General features: G+C 53.4%; 16 protein-coding genes. 5 read left to right on the top strand and 11 right to left on the bottom strand.

The features are described 5' to 3' along the window. Nucleotides 1-68 precede the first annotated feature (68 nt). Both mnmG and LZ463_RS20890 read right to left on the bottom strand, forming a co-directional pair. Nucleotides 69-2,024, bottom strand: a complete 1,956-nt coding sequence (gene mnmG / locus LZ463_RS20895) for a tRNA uridine-5-carboxymethylaminomethyl(34) synthesis enzyme MnmG (RefSeq protein WP_241458067.1) — start codon at nucleotides 2,022-2,024, stop codon at nucleotides 69-71. Between the two features lie 185 nt (nucleotides 2,025-2,209). Continuing rightward, the gene (locus tag LZ463_RS20890; RefSeq protein ID WP_241458065.1) at nucleotides 2,210-2,968 is read right to left on the bottom strand and encodes a TSUP family transporter; all 759 of its coding nucleotides are present in this window, start codon (nucleotides 2,966-2,968) and stop codon (nucleotides 2,210-2,212) included. 261 nt (nucleotides 2,969-3,229) lie between these two features. Here LZ463_RS20890 and LZ463_RS20885 point away from each other — a divergent pair, with 261 nt between their 5' ends. The 4 genes from LZ463_RS20885 to LZ463_RS20870 all read left to right on the top strand — a co-directional run bounded on the left by LZ463_RS20885 (nucleotide 3,230) and on the right by LZ463_RS20870 (nucleotide 7,209). Beyond that, the gene (locus LZ463_RS20885) at nucleotides 3,230-4,387 is read left to right on the top strand and encodes an iron-containing alcohol dehydrogenase (RefSeq protein ID WP_241458063.1); all 1,158 of its coding nucleotides are present in this window, start codon (nucleotides 3,230-3,232) and stop codon (nucleotides 4,385-4,387) included. Between the two features lie 30 nt (nucleotides 4,388-4,417). Continuing rightward, nucleotides 4,418-5,248 carry an XrtB/PEP-CTERM-associated transcriptional regulator EpsA gene (gene epsA / locus LZ463_RS20880; protein ID WP_241458061.1) on the top strand — a complete coding sequence of 277 codons (831 nt, stop codon included), beginning with the start codon at nucleotides 4,418-4,420 and terminating at the stop codon, nucleotides 5,246-5,248. Nucleotides 5,249-5,402: 154 nt separating this feature from the next. Continuing rightward, nucleotides 5,403-6,104 (top strand): alpha/beta fold hydrolase, encoded by a 702-nt coding sequence (locus LZ463_RS20875; protein WP_241458060.1) that lies wholly within the window; start codon nucleotides 5,403-5,405, stop codon nucleotides 6,102-6,104. Nucleotides 6,105-6,213: 109 nt separating this feature from the next. After that, nucleotides 6,214-7,209, top strand: a complete 996-nt coding sequence (locus LZ463_RS20870) for a HEAT repeat domain-containing protein (RefSeq protein ID WP_241458058.1) — start codon at nucleotides 6,214-6,216, stop codon at nucleotides 7,207-7,209. Here the strand turns inward: LZ463_RS20870 and LZ463_RS20865 are convergent. The 9 genes from LZ463_RS20865 to LZ463_RS20825 all read right to left on the bottom strand — a co-directional run bounded on the left by LZ463_RS20865 (nucleotide 7,198) and on the right by LZ463_RS20825 (nucleotide 17,906). Next, the gene (locus LZ463_RS20865; protein WP_241458057.1) at nucleotides 7,198-7,581 is read right to left on the bottom strand and encodes a hypothetical protein; all 384 of its coding nucleotides are present in this window, start codon (nucleotides 7,579-7,581) and stop codon (nucleotides 7,198-7,200) included. The two genes, LZ463_RS20870 and LZ463_RS20865, sit on opposite strands and share 12 nt — an antisense overlap. Before the next feature lie 106 nt (nucleotides 7,582-7,687). After that, entirely contained in the window at nucleotides 7,688-8,668 is a 981-nt protein-coding gene (locus LZ463_RS20860) for a branched-chain amino acid ABC transporter permease (protein ID WP_241458055.1), read from the bottom strand. A gap of 11 nt (nucleotides 8,669-8,679) precedes the next feature. Continuing rightward, nucleotides 8,680-9,564, bottom strand: a complete 885-nt coding sequence (locus tag LZ463_RS20855) for a branched-chain amino acid ABC transporter permease (RefSeq protein ID WP_241458053.1) — start codon at nucleotides 9,562-9,564, stop codon at nucleotides 8,680-8,682. Between the two features lie 321 nt (nucleotides 9,565-9,885). Then, nucleotides 9,886-11,106, bottom strand: coding sequence for an ABC transporter substrate-binding protein (locus LZ463_RS20850; RefSeq protein WP_241458051.1), 1,221 nt, complete (start codon nucleotides 11,104-11,106; stop codon nucleotides 9,886-9,888). A 65-nt stretch (nucleotides 11,107-11,171) separates the two neighbouring features. Further along, nucleotides 11,172-11,894 carry an ABC transporter ATP-binding protein gene (locus tag LZ463_RS20845; RefSeq protein ID WP_241458049.1) on the bottom strand — a complete coding sequence of 241 codons (723 nt, stop codon included), beginning with the start codon at nucleotides 11,892-11,894 and terminating at the stop codon, nucleotides 11,172-11,174. After that, complete coding sequence (locus LZ463_RS20840; protein ID WP_241458047.1) at nucleotides 11,891-12,664, bottom strand: ABC transporter ATP-binding protein; 774 nt, start codon at nucleotides 12,662-12,664, stop codon at nucleotides 11,891-11,893. The genes LZ463_RS20845 and LZ463_RS20840 overlap by 4 nt, the downstream gene beginning before the upstream one ends. 214 nt (nucleotides 12,665-12,878) lie before the next feature. Beyond that, on the bottom strand, nucleotides 12,879-14,498 hold the full coding sequence (locus LZ463_RS20835) for a GMC family oxidoreductase (protein ID WP_241458044.1): 1,620 nt from the start codon (nucleotides 14,496-14,498) through the stop codon (nucleotides 12,879-12,881). Between the two features lie 21 nt (nucleotides 14,499-14,519). Beyond that, complete coding sequence (locus LZ463_RS20830) at nucleotides 14,520-15,557, bottom strand: NAD(P)H-dependent flavin oxidoreductase (protein ID WP_241458042.1); 1,038 nt, start codon at nucleotides 15,555-15,557, stop codon at nucleotides 14,520-14,522. 852 nt (nucleotides 15,558-16,409) lie between these two features. Then, a complete protein-coding gene (locus LZ463_RS20825) occupies nucleotides 16,410-17,906 on the bottom strand; it encodes a CoA-acylating methylmalonate-semialdehyde dehydrogenase (protein ID WP_241458040.1) in 1,497 nt (498 codons plus the stop codon). 103 nt (nucleotides 17,907-18,009) lie between these two features. Between LZ463_RS20825 and LZ463_RS20820 the strand changes: the two genes are divergently transcribed. Then, on the top strand, nucleotides 18,010-18,894 hold the full coding sequence (locus LZ463_RS20820; RefSeq protein WP_241458039.1) for a LysR family transcriptional regulator: 885 nt from the start codon (nucleotides 18,010-18,012) through the stop codon (nucleotides 18,892-18,894). Nucleotides 18,895-19,021: the final 127 nt, after the last annotated feature.

Genomic DNA, 19,021 nt, shown 5'->3' with positions numbered 1-19,021 from the left:
TTGAGCTTGCAGACATGTCGATACCAAGGCATTGCAAAGCACACCTGCTGTTTGATGTTCCACGTGAATCAATCTGCATGGCTTGTGGCGCTTGCCTCAGCCACTTCATCTGCATGCGCCATAAACTCTTTGAAACCGCGCTTCTTCAAATGCACGAGCAGCAGGGAAATCGCCGCAGGCGTCACGCCAGAAATACGGCCACACTGACCCAGGCTTTCAGGCTGGTGCTTGTTGAGCTTTTGCCTGACTTCAATCGACAGCCCGTTGACTTCCATATAGTCAAAACCAACTGGCATTTTGAGGTTTTCATAATGGGCATGGCGCTCGACCTCCCTCGCCTGCCTGTCTATATAACCGGCGTACTTGACCTGTATCTCAACCTGCTCACGCACGTGTGGATCGGTGACACCTGGCCCGGCCAGCTCCTGCCCTTCCACACCCTGCAGACTCATGAGGCTGTCATAAGTCACTTGCGGACGGCGAAGCAAATCTGCCAGGGAATATTCACGCTCCAGCGCCTTGCCAACCACACGCTCGGCTTCCACATCGGCGAGGATGCGCGGGTTGACCCAGGTCGAGCGCAGCCTCTCCATTTCACGTGAAACACTTTCACGCTTTTCTTCAAATTGCTGCCATTGGGCATCGCTGACACAACCAAGCTGACGACCTATCTCGGTCAGGCGCATATCAGCATTATCTTCACGTAGGCTGAGACGGAATTCCGCACGGCTGGTGAACATACGGTAAGGCTCCTGCACACCCTTGGTAATCAGGTCATCGACCAGCACGCCTAGATAAGCCTCATCGCGACGTGGCACCCAGGCTTCTTTGCCCTGGGTTTTCAGTGCAGCATTCAAGCCGGCGAGCATACCCTGGGCGGCAGCTTCTTCGTAACCTGTCGTACCATTGATCTGCCCGGCGAAGAACAGGCCTTCGATCTGGCGGGTTTCCAGAGAGGACTTCAAACCGCGCGGGTCAAAATAATCGTATTCAATGGCATAGCCAGGGCGCAGGATGTAGGCGCTTTCCATACCACGCATGGAACGAACCAGGTCCAGCTGCACATCAAAAGGCAGGCTGGTAGAGATACCGTTGGGATAGAACTCATTGGTGGTCAGCCCTTCTGGCTCCAGGAAAATCTGGTGCGATTCCTTGCTGGCAAAGCGGTGTATCTTGTCTTCTATCGATGGGCAATAGCGTGGCCCCACTCCTTCGATGACACCGGTATACATCGGGCTGCGATCCAGACCTGCACGGATAATGTCATGGGTTTTCTCATTGGTATGGGTAATCCAGCATGGCAACTGCCTTGGATGCATGCTGGCATTACCCATATAGGAGAATACCGGCACAGGATCAAGATCACCCGGTTGCTCCTGCATCTGTGAAAAATCGATGCTACGGCCATCTATACGTGGTGGCGTACCCGTCTTCAGACGACCTTGCGGCAACGCCAGTTCTTTCAAGCGCGCTGACAAGGACACCGCTGGCGGATCACCGGCACGGCCTGCCGAGTAGTTATTCAGGCCCACATGTATCTTCCCATCCAGGAAAGTACCCGCCGTCAGCACCACTGCACGGGCACGAAACCGTATGCCGACCTGGGTCACAGCACCGACAACACGGTTACCTTCAACCAGCAAATCATCAACCGCCTGCTGGAACAGCCACAGATTAGGTTGATTTTCCAGACGACTACGTATGGCCTGCTTGTACAAAATGCGGTCAGCCTGGGCGCGAGTGGCACGTACCGCCGGCCCCTTGGACGAATTCAGTATGCGAAATTGTATGCCAGCTTCATCGGTGGCAATCGCCATGACTCCACCCATGGCATCAACCTCTTTGACCAGATGCCCCTTGCCTATGCCGCCGATGGATGGATTACAGGACATCTGCCCCAGGGTTTCTATATTATGGGTAAGCAAGAGGGTGGATTGCCCCATGCGCGCTGAGGCGAGTGCAGCTTCGGTACCGGCGTGACCGCCACCGACGACGATAACATCGAATTCTTTAGGATAAAACATGGTGGATTTCTGAGAAACTAGGAATGTGAGGCTCGATTATAGTTTGTTTTGCGCCGCAAACTTTAAAGTACCAAAGATTCTCTTTTTATTTGCATGACTGTTTCACGTGAAACATATATTTTAGATAACAAAAATGGAGCCTAAGCTCCACCTTTGTCCTGCCCTATGTTTCACGTGAAACAGTTTTATTTAAAGAAAGCGTCGTAAGTTGTCTTGCAGATCAAGGCTGCCACCACGCACAGGAACATCTTGCGGACAAAAGACGTTCCATGCTTTATTGCCAAATGACTACCCAATACGGAACCGCCTACACCGCATACGGCCATGGTCAGGCCCAACATCCACAGCACATGTCCACTGTATCCAAACCATATCAGTGCCGCCGCATTACAGGCGACATTCAAGACTTTTGCGGCGGCTGTGGCCCGTAGGAAGTCGTAACCGAATATGCGTACAAACAGAAACATGAAAAAGCTGCCGGTACCAGGACCAAAGAAGCCGTCATAAAAACCTATGGCGGCACCAACCAGCATGGCCATATAGGTCTCTTTGGAACCGGAAAATACCGGTTTATTGTCTGCGCCAAACTCCTTCTTCTTGAAGGTATAGACGGCCACACCAAGCAAGATGAAAGGCAGGGCTTTGCGCAAATAAGTGGGCGGTATATGCGTCACCAAATAAGAACCGCCAAAAGAAAACAAAAAAGCCATCAAGGCAGCAGGCACCACCATACTCCAGCGCAGACTGACCATCTTCAGATAGCGACCGGCAGCAACCGTTGTACCCCAGATACTGGCCATCTTGTTGGTGCCCAACAATGTCGCAGGTACGGTGCCCGGCAAGAATGAAAACAGTGCCGGCACCTGTATCAAGCCACCGCCACCTACAATGGAATCAACAAACCCGGCGAAGAAAGCCGCTAAACCAAGCAAAACAATATCCATAAGAAACCAATAGTCTGATAGAAAGTATGAGGTCTTTGCGCAAAGCAAACGACCCTGCGTGTAGTGAATATAGTGAGAACAGAATCAATAAGTTTATACAGAAACCAATACAGGCTAGCAAGGTACAGAGTTGGCCATAACAGTTCACGTGAATAATTCAAGTTCGCCCTATGGACAACACCAACACAGGAGAACTGTGCCAGCACAACCTTTTTCACGTATAGTTTTATCCACGATAAGCCCAGAGAAAACGAGAGAAAGATGAATGACTTTGAATTCAGAACCGTCCCCAGCCTGATCAGCCAAATCGGTGCAGCCACCCGCTTGGGTAAGATCATTCGCCAGGAATATGCCAACATCAGGCATGTGCTGCTGGTGACTGATGCCGGCTTCATGCGTACCGGCCTGGTACAGCCTGTCATAGAAAGCCTGGAAACAGAACAACTCAAAGTCAGTATTTTCTCGGACGTGATTGCCGATCCACCAGAAGCCGTCGTCCTGCAGGCAGTCGCCAATGCCCGTGAATTGCAAGTTGAACTGGTGGTTGGTCTCGGTGGCGGCAGCTCCATGGATGTCGCCAAGCTGATCGCCATCCTGGTCGGCAGCGAGCAAAGCCTGTCCACCATGTATGGCATAGGCAATGTCAAAGGCCACCGCCTGCCATTGATACAAATCCCGACCACGGCTGGTACAGGCTCTGAGGTCACGCCTATCTCCATCGTTACCACCGGCGCAACGACCAAGATGGGTGTGGTCGCGCCGCAGCTGTATGCCGACATCGCCATACTTGACGCACAACTCACCGTCGGTCTGCCCGCTAAAGTGACCGCCGCTACCGGCATCGATGCCATGGTGCATGCAATCGAGGCCTACACCACCAAACACAAAAAAAACCCACTGTCCGATATGCTGGCAGTGCAGGCTTTGAAATTACTGTGGAACAACATTGACGAAGCCTGTACCCATGGCAGCAACCTGGCCGCCAGACAGGCGATGTTACTCGGCGCCATGCTGGCCGGGCAATCCTTTGCCAACGCCCCCTGCGCCGCCGTGCATGCCCTCGCCTATCCGGTGGGCGGTATCTTCCATGTCCCGCATGGCTTGTCGAACTCCCTGGTCTTGCCGCATGTGTTGCGCTTCAATGCACCATACGCTGCCACGATGTACGCAGAACTGGCCAGCATCATCGCCCCGCAAGCCACGGGCAGTGATGAGGCACGCAGCACTGCCATGATCAAGGCCATGGAAGACCTTGCCACCAGGGTTGGCATAGAAACCCGTCTGAGCCAGGTAGGCATCGCTGAAAAAGACCTGGACCAGTTAGCCAGTGACGCCATGTTGCAAACACGTCTGCTGGGGAATAACCCGCGGGAAGTCAGTAGGGAAGATGCAAGGGCAATTTACGCAGCAGCCCTGTAGCTCCATCAATGAAGAGCAGCAGGCAGGGAAATGGTACCTCCTGCCTGCCATCGCGTACCAGCCCAGAAGGCCATACCGGACATGCCAAGCACAGCGCATCAGCAATCTGCACCAGCCATACTGCCTGTCATCATGGCTTGCGCAGAGGTGCGTAATGCCGACGACTTCAGCTGCCTGGTCCAGGGCATTCTGCACGAAGTCCTGCCTCATGAAATGATGGTCTGCGGCGTAGGTGGTGTCAGCCCGCAGGGGAACTATGTGCACAAACTGCTGCAATTCAATTGCCCGATAGAAACGTATCATTACTACCAATCCCTGCTCGACAGCAAAGGCCGTGCAAACAGCCCGCTCATGCAAAAATGGCGTGAGACTCAGGCAGCGGTTTTCTTCCAGGCCGGGCGCGATGATCATGCGTTCCCGGCAGCCTGGCTGACCTCGTTCAAGAAGCAGAAAATGCACAATACCGTTGCCCACGGCATGCTTGACCTGAGCGGGCGCTTTTCCAGTTATTTCATCTTCATCAACCTGCCTGTCGAAGTCAGCGAGCAGCACGCCTATCTGCTCAACCTGCTGACACCGCATCTTCATCTGGCCCTGTCCCACGCCCTGACGACGGTAGAAGAATTCCCGGTCAAACCGGGGCTCAGCAATAAAGTACTCAGTGAACGGCAAAGAGAAATCCTGCACTGGATACATGAGGGCAAGACCAACTGGGAAATCGCCATCATCCTCGACCTGAGCGAAGTCAACGTCAAATACCATATCGACCAGATCTTCTCCAAACTCGATGTGCGCAACCGAGTGAACGCCGTCGCCAAGGCGTATGAGCTCGGCCTGCTGCTGCCCTCATATAAAAGCTGAGTCACAAACCCTCCCCGTCGTAAGCAGCCATCACCAGATAAAGCGCCACTCCCCAAACGGATAGTGGTGTCCGTCATGACATGCTCCTACCCTGTTTTTTCCTGCGCATAAGACCGCAAGGGATCACATCAAAAACACCAACGGAGACTTCATCATGTTGCACAACACACTCAAACGAGTGCTGATCGCCATGGGCCTCAGCCTGACGGCCTATACAGCACAGGCCGCCTGCCTCGACAATGTGGTACTGGTACACGGCAATGCCGGTTCGCCTTCAGACTGGAACGCCACCATCAGCACTCTCAAAAGCCAGGGTTATACCGATGCCCAGTTTTACCGTCCCAACTGGGGTTCCAAGACCAACCCTGCCATCAATGATCATAGTGCTGCCAACACCAATCCGGTCAAGGCATCAATGCAGGCAGCCAAGGCTGCATCCTGCACAGGCAGGATCGATGTCATCGGCCATTCCATGGGGGTCACCCTGGCGATGAAGGCAATCAATGAACTGGCCTACTCTACGTCCGTCAATTCCTTCATCGGCATCGCCGGCGCCCAGCATGGGCTGGAGTCATGCGGTGTCTACCCCTTTAACGTCTTTACACCCACCTGCGGCAGCAATGGCCTGTCCATAGACAGTCCCTTGATACTGTCGGTCAAAAACAAGCGCTATGGCAGCAAGATGTATTCGATCAAAAGTTATATCGATGAAGTTGTCTGCATAGGCAGCTGCTATGTCTATGGCTCGCACACCAGCAATATCGATGGTCAGAATGCCACGTATGATTTTGCCCTCGGCCATTTTGGTTTGAAGGACTATACGACTTATACCCAGGCCAGCCTGGTGTTCCAATGACACGGCCAGAGCCAGTCTAAAATGAAATGAAAAGCCCCTTGTATATTGACAGGCTATCAACGCAACATTGCCATGCCTGCCAATGACAAGGGCTTACCTGGATAAAGCCATGAAAAAATTTCTGTTCCTGCTTCCCCTGCCCGCGCTGGTTTTATTTGGCAGCATGATCATGTCACATGACCAGGACAGGTCAGTCCCGCCACCAATGCCAGATGCAGCGGATACAAAAGTGCAGGCAGCCATGCCAGTTCCTGCAAAAAATACCCTGACCCAGTTCACCAATTTGTGGAATGGTGCTGGCAGCCCTGAGACAGAAAAACCTGACCCGTTCGACCAGTTGTGGGCACGTGTGATATTGCCAGCAGACCCCAATAGCCCTGGCGGCGACGCCCAGGACCAGTTACGAAAACTCGCCCAGGAAAATCCCTACTACCTGACAAGACTATTGATGCTGCATGAAAACGAGAAATCGGCCCATCTCAAAGAAATCATACGAAGCCTGCTGGTCAGCATACGCAGCCGGGAAGTATTTGCCTTGTCCAGGCAACTCGCCACCAGTGCAGACAGCGATCAAAGAATGGCTGGCTTGGTCATGTTGCGCGACCTCAATTTCAACCCGCAGGAAGAACGCCAACTGGTACGCCTGTCACTCAATAATGATCAGCAGGCAGCCGTCATCCTGCAGGCGCTGGCCGCCCTCAAGCCCCCTGTGCCAGCAACATCGGATACCCCGGCCAGCATCAGCAACAATGGTGCAGTGAACAGCATTGACGCGCAGACCAGCAGCGCCATTATTAACCAGCTGCAAAGCCTGACGCACAACGCCGACCCGGCTGTCAGAAGCCAGAGCGTATTACAACTGGCCCTATGGGATAAAAACGAGGGCAGTCTCAATTATTTTTCCGTAGCCCTCAATGACCCTGTAGCCAGCGTCCGCCAGTCGGCCATCTTCGCGCTCGCCCAGTCAGGCAGCAATGCAGACACCGTGAAACAGTTGCTGAACGGCGTCATCAATAATGCCAGCGAAAATACCGCAATCAAAACCAGCGCAAGGCAGGTGCTGGACGTGTTGACGGTAAAACAGTCATCGATCTCAGGTGCATAAGTACAACGCAAAACTCAGGCCAGAGCCAATACCGAACAGAAAAAAGTAGCGCAAATGCGCGTTGATATCGCTCGTCGGCGAACTGCCTCTGCCCTCGCTGAGGACAAACAGCATTCCCCACAAGGCATAGACCAGACACAAAAAAACTTCGACAATGATATTCCCAAAGAAAACCCCCATGCAGGCAAAGACTAAGGATGTGTAAGGTATCAGCACCAAATGCGCTTTATGCGTCAACCCAAACATCAACAGACAGATGAGCCCTGCATAAGCAGCCCCTGTGAAACCACCGAGCATCGCAAAAGCGATCCTGTCCCACACGCTGGAATCAGCGTCCCGCATGGCAGGTGTTCGTAGTGTCTTGGGTTTCATGCTGATCTGGCAGCAAACAAAAAATGTGCAATATCAAGCAACTTAGCAGACATAAAAAAACCCCGCAAGTTGCAGGGTCCTTTTAATCAACCAGGCGACAAGAATACTAACCTGCCCGGGCTTTACCAGTCCGTTCCACAAAAGCTATCAGTTCACCGACGATGCCGCGGCGGAACAGCAGCACGCAGACGATGAAGATCAGGCCGGTAACGATGGTGACAGAATCACCTATGGTGCGGAACCATTCTATCGTCGTGATGTTCGCCAGCAGGTTACCGAGATCGCCGAGCTTGTTTTCCAGCGCGATGATGATGATGGCGCCGATGATAGGGCCCACCAGCGTGCCCAGACCACCCACCAGGGTCATCAGGACCACCAGGCCGGACATGGACCAGTGAACGTCCGTCAGCGTCTCAAAACCCAGTACCAGGGTCTTGGTGGCGCCAGCCAGGCCTGCCAGGGCGGCAGACAGCACGAAGGCCATGAGTTTGTATTTGTCCACATCGTAGCCCAGGGAAACCGCACGTGGTTCATTTTCCTTGACGGCTTTCAGGACCTGGCCAAAAGGGGAATGGACGGTGCGCATGACCAGGGCAAATCCGGCAATCGCAATCAACAACACAAAGTAGTACAGCGTCAGGTCAGAACCCAGGTCCAGCATGCCAAGCAGTTTACCGCGCGGCACGCCTTGCAGACCATCTTCACCACCGGTGAACTTGGCTTGCAGGAAGACGAAATACAGCATCTGCGCCAACGCAAGCGTGATCATGGTGAAGTAAATACCCTGACGGCGTATCGCCAGCATACCCATGACCAGGCCTATCAACGCAGCCGCCCCTACCCCAAGCAAGATGCCAAGCTCGGTAGGCAAACCGGCATCACGCAAGGCCCAGCCAGCAATATAACCGGCAGCACCAAAGAAAGCTGCATGACCGAAGGACAGCAAACCAGTAAAGCCTATGAGCAAATTGAAAGCACAGGCAAACAGGGCGAAGCACAAGAGCTTCATCAAAAACACTGGATACACAATAAACGGTGCCGCCAGCAACAGGGCAAAAGCAATGCCGTAACTGATTTTCTTATTCATGGTGGCTCCGTTTATTTTTCTTTACCGAACAAACCGGCAGGGCGGATCATCAGGACAATCGCCATAACGATGAACACGACAGTCGCCGACAGCTCAGGATAAAACACCCGTGTCAGACCCTCGATAATACCCAGACCCAGACCGGTCAAAATCGAACCGAGGATGGAACCCATGCCCCCAATCACCACCACCGCAAACACCGTAATAATCAGGTTGGAACCCATCAGCGGCGACACTTGTATGACAGGCGCCGCCAGCACGCCGGCAAAGGCCGCCAGCGCCACACCGAAGCCGTAAGTCAGCGTGACCATCAGCGGCACGTTGACGCCAAAAGCCTCAACCAGTTTGGGGTTCTCGGTACCGGCACGCAGGTAAGCGCCCAACTTGGTTTTTTCAATGACAAACCAGGTGGCAAAGCACACCACCAGCGAAGCGACGACCACCCAGGCGCGGTAATTGGGCAGTATCATGAAACCGAGGTTAGTCGCCCCGGTCAGTGCGTCTGGCACTTGATAAGGCTGGCCAGATACGCCATAGATGGACCGGAACACACCTTCCAGCATCAGCGTGATACCAAAGGTCAGCAGCAAGCCATACAGATGATCAAGCTTGTACAGCCAGCGCAGCATAGTCTTTTCAATGACGACGCCAAACAGGCCGACCAGCAGCGGTGCAGCAAACAGCATCACCCAGTAATTGACACCAAAATAATTCATGCCCATCCATGCAAGGAAGGCACCCATCATATACAGGGCGCCATGGGCAAAATTGATGACATTGAGCAAGCCGAAGATCACGGCCAGCCCCAAAGACAGCATCGCGTAAAACGAGCCGTTGACCAAGCCCAGCAACAACTGGCTCAGCATCGCTTGCAGCGGAATACCAAATATTTCCATGGCACGCTAAATAAAAATGGATGGAAAGGGGAAGACCTCTCAACACAGAGGCACGGAGACACAGGGAACATCAAGAGAAAAGCCATTTCTATTTTTGGCTAATCGCAAAATACTTTTTTCTGTGAACGGCTCTGAGCAGAACGACTTCAATTCGACTTCAATTTTGCAAACACACAGGTCGCGACGAAGTCCGCGACCTTACCCGTAAAACAACGGCAATGTTGAAATTCAATTACCGGGATGCAGAGCAAGGCGCAAAACACAGCAATACGAAAGTATTGCGAGGCTTTGCAACGCCGCTATGCGCCCGAGAATTGGATTTCACTTCCAGAGGGAGCATTTGGATTCGGACTTGGTGGTAAATGCCTGCTCACCCGGAATCGTCTGCGCCACCTTGTAGTAATCCCAAGGCTCTTTCGACTCGGCGCTGGATTTCACCTGCATGAGGTACATATCATGGATCATGCTGCCATCAGCACGGATATAACCATTCTTGGCATACATGTCGTTGATCTTGGCAGCCTTCAGTTTTTCCATGACCTTGGCGGTGTCGTCGGTACCTGCTGCCTTGACGGCGTTCAGGTAAGCCATGGTCGCAGAGTAATCAGCCGCTTGCAGGCTGGAAGGCATTTTCTTCATTTTTTCGAAATAGCGGCGTGACCATTTGCGCGCTTCTTCGTTCTGGTTCCAGTACCAGCTATCGGTCAGGTACATGCCTTGCGTGGCATTCAGACCCAGGGAATGGATATCGTTGATAAACATCAGTAAGCCAGCCAGCTTCATGGTCTTGGTAATGCCGAATTCATTGGCAGCCTTGACCGCATTGATGGTGTCACCACCCGCATTCGCCAGGCCCAGGATTTGTGCCTTGGATGCTTGCGCCTGCAACAGGAAGGAAGAGAAATCAGATGCCGACAAAGGGTGTTTAACCGAACCCGCAACCGTACCGCCATTGGCCTTGACGACGTTGGCCGTATCGCTTTCCAGCGATGCACCAAAGGCATAATCAGCCGTCAGGAAATACCAGCTCTTGCCACCCTGTTTGACCACGGCAGAACCTGTGCCCTTGGCCAGGGCCACGGTGTCATACGCATAGTGCACGGTATTGGCTGTACATTCTTCATTGGTCAGGCGGGCTGTGCCAGCGCCGATGGAGATGAAGACACGTTTTTTTTCAGCTGCCACTTTGGACATGGACAGGGACGTACCAGAATTGGTGCCACCGATCAGCATATCGACGCCATCGCGGTCAAACCATTCGCGGGCGCGGCTGGCGGCGATATCGGCCTTGTTTTGGTGATCAGCTGTGACCAGTTCAATTTTCTTGCCCAGTACCGTGCCACCAAAATCGGCAATCGCCATCTTGATGGCTTCTGCACCACCCTGGCCATCAATATCAGAATACAGGCCTGAGATATCGGTGATGAAACCGATCTTGACCACATCGCCAGACACTTGCGCATTTGCATTGAGTGCCAGGCCAGCCAGTGCGGCAGATACTGCGAAACTTGCTACCTTGAGTTTTGTGAACTTAGCTTTCATGCGTCTTCTCCAATCACTTATTATCTGATCTGTCCGCCAGTTGACGTGACAGTTTGCTTGCCTGACTACACACCCAACAACTCATTCAAGACCGGCATTTTTTCCTGCAATTGCGCGGCCGCAAAACTTTCTACAATCTGCCCGTGTTCCATGACATAAAACCTATCAGCCAGCGGTGCAGCAAAACGGAAATTCTGTTCCACCATGACGATGGTATAACCCTTGGCTTTCAAAGTCGTGATCATGCGCGCCAGGGCCTGCACGATGACCGGGGCCAGGCCCTCGGATATCTCATCAAGCAACAGCAGGCGAGCACCTGTGCGCAGGATGCGGGCAACCGCCAGCATCTGTTGCTCACCACCAGACAGGCGCGTGCCCTGGCTGTTCTTGCGCTCGGCCAGATTAGGGAACATCTCGTAAATCTCGGCCACCGACATACCCTTGTGCTCTTTCGATACCAGGGGTGGCAACATCAGGTTTTCTTCTGTGGATAAGGACGAAAATATGCCCCGCTCTTCCGGGCAGTAACCCACACCCAGATGCGCCACCTTGTGGGTAGGCAGGTGAATAGCCTCTTGCCCATTGATCTTGATCGAACCCTTGCGTGCGCCCGTCAAACCGACGATGGCGCGCATGGTCGTCGTGCGCCCGGCACCGTTACGGCCCAATATGGTCACGACCTCGCCCTGGTTCACTTTCAGGTTCACATCATGCAGGATATGCGATTCGCCATACCAGGCTTGCAAGCCGGTAATTTCCAGCGCAGGATTTGTACTTGGTGCACTCATGCATGCGCCCCTTCCAGCTCACCGCTGGTACTGCCCATATAAGCTTCCATGACCTTGGGATTGGTCGATACTTCCTTGTAATTACCTTCAGCCAGCATCGCGCCACGTTGCAAGACCGAAATCTTGTCGCAAATACCTGAGACCACGCTCATATTATGTTCCACCATCAGGATGGTACGGCCAGCCGATACCTTCTTGATGAGCTCAGTCACGCGATGCACGTCTTCATGGCCCATGCCTTGCGTGGGTTCATCAAGCAGCATCATTTCCGGCTCCATCGCCAGCGTCGTGGCAATTTCCAGCGCACGTTTGCGGCCATAGGGCAAATCGACAGTAACAGTATCGGCAAACGAAGTCAGGTCAACTTCAGCCAGCAATTCCATGGCGCGGGCATTGAGCTGATTCAGCGACTGCTCGCTTTTCCAGAAATGAAAAGATGTGCCAAGTTTTCTCTGCAAGCCTATGCGCACGTTTTCCATCACCGTCAGGTGCGGGAAAACGGCAGAAATCTGGAAGGAACGGATAATGCCTTGTCTGGCGATCTGGGCCGGTTTGGCAGCCGTAATATCACGCCCGTTGAAAAGAATTTGTCCCGAAGTAGGGACAAGAAATTTGGTCAGCAAATTGAAACAGGTCGTCTTGCCGGCGCCATTAGGTCCGATCAGGGCGTGGATATGCCCACGCTGTACCTGCAAATTTACTTCGCTCACAGCAGTAAAGCCCTTGAACTCTTTTGTCAAGTGCTTGGTCTCCAGGATGACGTCTGTCATCTCTTCTCCTTTTTGTCCAGCCTATGGTTTTGAATCCAATGTGACAAAACTCCCTCTTTTAATTCGGGGAGCATTTTTTATTAGCTTTTTATAGTACCCAGCAAAGTGATTTCTCAACAATACGGTATAACTACTGTAAGTAGTACCACGCAAGTTGATTTTGCTGCTTCGCCGCAACGTTGCACCCTGCCCCGGCTCCTGACTCCCTGTCTGATCAACCCTCCAATATACTCCTGGCAGCCTTCTCTGCAATCATCACAGTTGGTGAGTTGGTATTACCTGAGGTTATGGTCGGCATGATGGAAGCATCAGCAACACGTAGCCCGGCTATGCCTATGACGCGCAAGGCACTGTCCACCACCGCCCCAGTATCGTCGATACGGCCCATTTTGCAAGTGCCTACCGGATGGAAGATCGTTGTCCCTATGTCACCGGCAGCTTTTGCCAGTTCTTCTTCACTGCGGAACTGTGCACCAGGCTTCATTTCCTCCGGCATATATTTCTGCAAAGCCGGGGCTGCGACGATCTTGCGCGTCAGCGTCAGGGAATCAGCGGCGATCTTGCGGTCTTCCGGCGTACTCAGATAATTTGGCACGATCCTGGGTGCGGCAAAGGCGTCATTGCTGGTGATTCGCACATGACCGCGTGAAGTTGGACGCAGATTGCAGACACTGGCCGTGAAGGCCGGGAAATCATGCAGCGGGTCACCAAATTTCTCCAGTGACAAGGGTTGCACATGGTATTGCAGGTTAGGCGTCGCCTGGCTGGCATCGGAACGGGTAAATGCCCCCAGTTGCGAAGGCGCCATCGACATGGGGCCGCTCTGGAACAAGGCGTATTCCAGACCAATGCGCGCCTTGCCCAGCAGACTGTTAGCCATCTTGTTAAGCGTTCTGGCTCCGCTGATTTTAAAGGCTGAACGTATCTGCAAGTGATCTTGCAGGTTGCCACCTACACCCGGCAAATCATGGACAAGGGCCACTCCCGCCTGTTGCAGGTGGTCGGCTGCACCTATGCCAGACAGCTGCAGTATCTGGGGTGAACCAATAGCGCCAGCTGCCAGCACCGTTTCTTTCACTGACTCGGCAAACCATTCATTGCCACCACCGACAAATTCCACACCAGTACAACGCTTGCCCTGTTCGCCTTCGCTGATGCGCAGACGCCTGACCTGGCAACCGGTCATGATGGTCAGGTTGGGCCGGTCCGATGCCGGCCGTAAAAAAGCCTTGGATGCATTCCAGCGTATGCCGCGTTTCTGGTTGACATCAAAATAGCCGCAGCCCTCATTGTCACCACGGTTGAAATCATCCGATTTCGGTATGCCGACTTCGGCTGCTGCGTCACGGAAGGCATCAAGGATTTCCCACGACAGCCTCTGTTTTTCCACCCGCCATTCACCACCGCTGCCATGGAATTCTGTATTGCCACTATAGTGATCTTCGCTTTGTTTAAATAGCGGCAAGACCTGCTCCCAGCGCCAGCTGTCGTCCCCGGTCAGTTCTGCCCATTGCTGGTAATCCCTTTCCTGGCCACGCATGTAGATCATGCCATTGATGGATGAGCAGCCACCCAGCACCTTGCCGCGCGGATAGATCAGGCTGCGGCCATTCAGGCCGGACTCTGCTTCGGTACGGTACATCCAGTCGGTACGCGGATTATTGATGCAATACAGATAACCAACGGGGATATGTATCCACACATAATCATCCTTGCCGCCTGCTTCTATCAACAAGACCCTGTTGTCTGGATTTTTGCTGAGGCGGTTTGCCAATACGCAACCTGCAGTACCGGCACCGACGACGATGTAGTCAAATTGTCCTGCTGCTTCCATACCATTTTCCCTTGCTGCTGATTAATCCTGCATTTCTGCGACCAGTGCTGCCATCAGTTCTGCCACACTCATATTCCTGACCGCTGCCATGCCCTGCCCGGCCCACATCGACATCAATTCAGTATTTGCTGCCTTGCCCGCCGCTGCACGTATGGAACCCGTCAGTGCGTTCTGTATAGGATAGGCAGGCACCTTGTCAGCCACGGCATCCATGGCCTGCATGAAATGATTGTCCAGACCACGTGCGATACGTCCAGAAAAAGCACGGGTCTGGCGGGTCGTGTCGCTGCTGCTGTCCAGCAGGCGTTGTTTATAGGCTGGATGTATCGCCGATTCCCTGGTCGTCAGGAAGGCTGTACCCATTTGCACCAGTTGTGCTCCCGCCTGCAAGGCCTGCCTGATCTGCCTGCCATCCATGATGCCGCCAGCAGCGATGATGGGCACCTGCATATGCGGCTTGCAGGCTTCCAGCAAGGCGAACAGGCCAAGAGTGGAATCTTTTTGCGCACCGATGAAAGTGCCACGGTGACCACCGGCCTCTACCCCTTGCAGGCAGACTGCATCCGCCCCCATGGCTTGCCAGACGATGGCTTCCTGCAAATTGGTGGCTGTGCCGACCACTTTGATCCCGGCAGCATGCAGGCGCTGTAACTGGCTGCCGTGCAAGACATCAAAAGTAAAACTGGCGACGGCTGGGCGGGCCGTGATCAGCGCATCGAGCTGTGCTTCAAAGTCTTCGCACCAGCGGGTAGGTGTAGGCAGGGTGTCCCAGCCCAGCTCCTGGCAAACAAGTTGCAACAATAACTTGGCGGCTTCAAGTGCCGCAAAATCGACCTGGGGCCGGGTTTGTACGAACAGGTTGATGGCGAACGGCTTGTCAGTCAGTCTTCTGATGTGTTCTGCCTGTTCTATGATGGCCAGTGGGGTCAGCAAAGGAGCGGCGAGCGAGCCCAGGCCTCCTGCATTCGATACTGCTGCGACCAGTTCCGGGGTGGTGGCGCCACCGGCCATGGGGGCCTGGATGATGGGGTGGGGGCAGAGTGTTTGCAAGTCAGCCATTTTGGAGCTCCAATTAAATTTATTAAGTGAGTCGCTAAAAACAGGGAAATCAGACTTTTTTAGTCTTGAATGGAATCAAGTTTTTGTACGCTAACCCATTTACATACTTCTGTCACTGTATTGCGATTGCAAGTCGGGGGTAGCCCGACAGCTACTCACTTTTCTTGTCTCGCCAAGAAAAGTAAGCCAAAGAAGGCGACCCAGGCGTACCCGCCCCTTCGGGGTTCCCGTTTGTGCAGTACAAAAAATGGGAAAGTCCGAAAACTCGCCTGCGGCTCAAACATCGGCCTTTCTCTTTCCATTTTCTGTACTGCACAAACGGCGGCTACACATGGGAACTGCAAAAGTCAAAAACAACAGCAAACCCAAAACCCTGGTTGATTGACCGCCCTCAACGCTATATTCATAACGGTCAAATTGACGTCGCAGTTGCGGTTGTTTTTGACTTTGTTCTTGACCTTAATCCGCTTGGGACGATGTAATTTGTGCGTCACAGAAAATGGAATCAGAAGAGCCGATGTTTGAGCCGCAGGCGAGTTTCGGATCTTCCCATTTTTTGTGATGCACAAATTATGCTGGAGCGTAGCGTAAGCACCCGGAGGGCGAGTCTGCGGTCGCCTTTCTTTGGATACTTTCTTTGGCGAAGCAAAGAAAGTATTTCGGCCGCCGGGCCGAGACCCGGCAGGTATCCACGAAGGGCAATCGTTTTAATAAAGACTCAAGCATGCAACAAACGCCACTGGGCTCCTGCCTGCGCAGGAGCGACGTTAATACCCATACGGTATTACAACCAAACCCCTTCCTCGTCCCGACCTTCTCCTTGAAGGAGAAGGAGGCAGCTGTCGCTAGTCGCTATTTCGCCACCGGCATCGTAAACTCTGCCCCCTTGCCTATGCTATCCGGCCACCGCTGCATGATCGATTTATAGCGCGTATAAAACCGTATGCCCTCTTCCCCATAGGCATGCACATCACCAAACAAAGAACGCTTCCAGCCACCAAAAGAGTGCCACGCCATGGGGACAGGGATCGGCACATTGATACCCACCATGCCGACCTGAATGCGGCGTGAGAATTCGCGGGCAGTGTTACCGTCAGACGTGAACAAGGACACGCCGTTACCGAATTCATGACGATTGATAAGCTCAACAGCAGAGGCAAAATCAGGCACGCGGACTATGCATAATACCGGGCCAAAAATTTCTTCGCGATGTATCTTCATGCCCTCTCTGACATGGTCGAACAGGCAGCCGCCGAGGAAGAAACCTTTTTCATGTCCAGGCACTTTCAGGTCACGGCCATCGACCAGCAGTTGTGCACCTTCAGCTATGCCTTCAGCAATATAAGACTCGATTTTCGCCTTGTGCTGGGCAGTCACTACCGGACCCATTTCAGCATCGGACTCCATGCCGTTCTTGATCTTCAGCGCTTGCACGCGTGGTACCAAAGTTTCTACGAGTTTGTCAGCCACATTGCCAACAGCGACAGCGACCGAGATCGCCATGCAACGCTCACCGGCAGAGCCATAAGCTGCGCCCATCAGGGCATCGACGGCTTGTTCCAGATTGGCGTCAGGCATGACGACCAGGTGGTTTTTTGCACCACCCAAAGCCTGCACACGCTTGCCCCTGCGCGTGCCTTCGCTGTAAATATATTCGGCGATAGGCGTGGAGCCGACGAAAGAAATCGCCGACACATCAGGGTGCTGGAGCAGTGCATCGACAGCCACTTTATCACCCTGCACGACATTGAAAACACCATCGGGTAAACCCGCTTTTTTGAACAGGTCGGCAATCAGCAATGAGCAGGACGGGTCACGCTCGGATGGTTTCAGTATGAAGGTATTGCCAGTCGCAATCGCCAGCGGCGCCATCCACATAGGCACCATGAAGGGGAAGTTGAAAGGCGTGATGCCAGCTGTCACACCGAGTGGTTGGCGCAAGTTGTAATTGTCTATGCCGCCACCGATATTGTCCGAAAATTGTGACTTCAATAATTGTGGCATGCCGCAGGCAAATTCCACGATTTCTATGCCGCGCGTGACTTCGCCCATGGCGTCCGACAAAACCTTGCCGTGTTCGCGGGTGATCAGGGCGGCCATTTCCTGGTGATGCTGGTCCAGCAATTCCTTGAATTTGAACATCACACGGGCGCGTTTCAAGGGGGCGGTTTCTGCCCAGGCTGGTGCGGCAGCCTTGGCGGCGGCAATAACGGCATGTACTTCATCCATGCTGGCGAGGGCGACACTACCCGTCACCTCACCGGTCGCGGGATTGAACACGTCTTGCCTGCGACCACTGCCGGAAGCAAAAATTTCACCATTCATGTAATGCGATATTGTGGATGTCATAAGTAAAATTTAGGTAGAAAACAGAGAATGACAGAGAGAGTAAATCAGTCCCTCTTGTTAATCCAATGAGTTATTATCAATAGCAATATAAGGATTACTGATAATGGATCTGACACAATTGCGTGCCTTCGTCGCCGTCGCCAAAGAAGGCAACCTGACCCGTGCTGCTGAGCAACTGCATGTGACCCAGCCAGCTGTAAGCCTGCAAATCAAGTCGCTGCAAGAACATCTGCAACTGGCTTTATTCACACGCAGCGCCAGCGGCATGCGCCTCAGCAATGGAGGGGCCAAGCTCCTGCCTTATGCAGAAAAGGTGCTGGCCAGCATGGGCGAATTCCGCCAGGCTGCTGCTGCCATGCACACCACCATTTCGGGTGAACTGGCGATAGGCACCATACTCGACCCGGAATTCACCCGCCTTGGTGTCTTCCTGAAACGCCTGGTCGAGACTTATCCACAGTTATCCACAAAGCTGCAGCAAGGCATGTCCGGCACGGTATTACAGCAAGTGCGCGCGGGCAGCCTTGATGTCGGGTTTTACCTGGGTCAGCCACCGGACGATGGCAAGATACCCTGCCATAGCCAGACATTGACGCATTTTACTTATCGTGTTGTTGCACCCAGTGGCTGGAAAAACCGCGTGGCCGGGCAAGGCTGGGCCAGCCTGGCAGCACTGCCATGGTTATGGACGCCACCAGAATCTGCCCACCATCGGCTGTTGAGCCAGATTTTCGCCAGTCACGGAGTCAGGCCGAATGTCGTCGCCCTGGTCGACCAGGAACCCAGCATGCTGGACCTGGTCAAGTCTGGCGTCGGCCTGAGCCTGATCCGCGATTCCATCGCCATACGCGAAGCCCATGCCCACGGCCTGGTGATTGCCGACGCGGTCAGCGTGACGACCGAACTGAGCTTCATCTGCCAGGAAAAACGCCAGCATGAGGCCATGATCGCCGCCAGTTTTGCCTTGTTGAAAACAATCTGGGTTTAAGCAGCCATCACGCACCAAGGAACTACCGCCCTGATTGTCTCCAAAGCCGCACACGGGCGTCAAAAACAAGAAAATATCTGCCCTTATTGGAAATTCAGTTGTATATTTCCACCACTTATCTATTTCG

It is taken from the genome of Undibacterium paludis (genome assembly GCF_022568815.1).
GTDB lineage: Bacteria > Pseudomonadota > Gammaproteobacteria > Burkholderiales > Burkholderiaceae_D > Undibacterium.
This window is presented reverse-complemented; position numbering and strand designations above follow the sequence as displayed.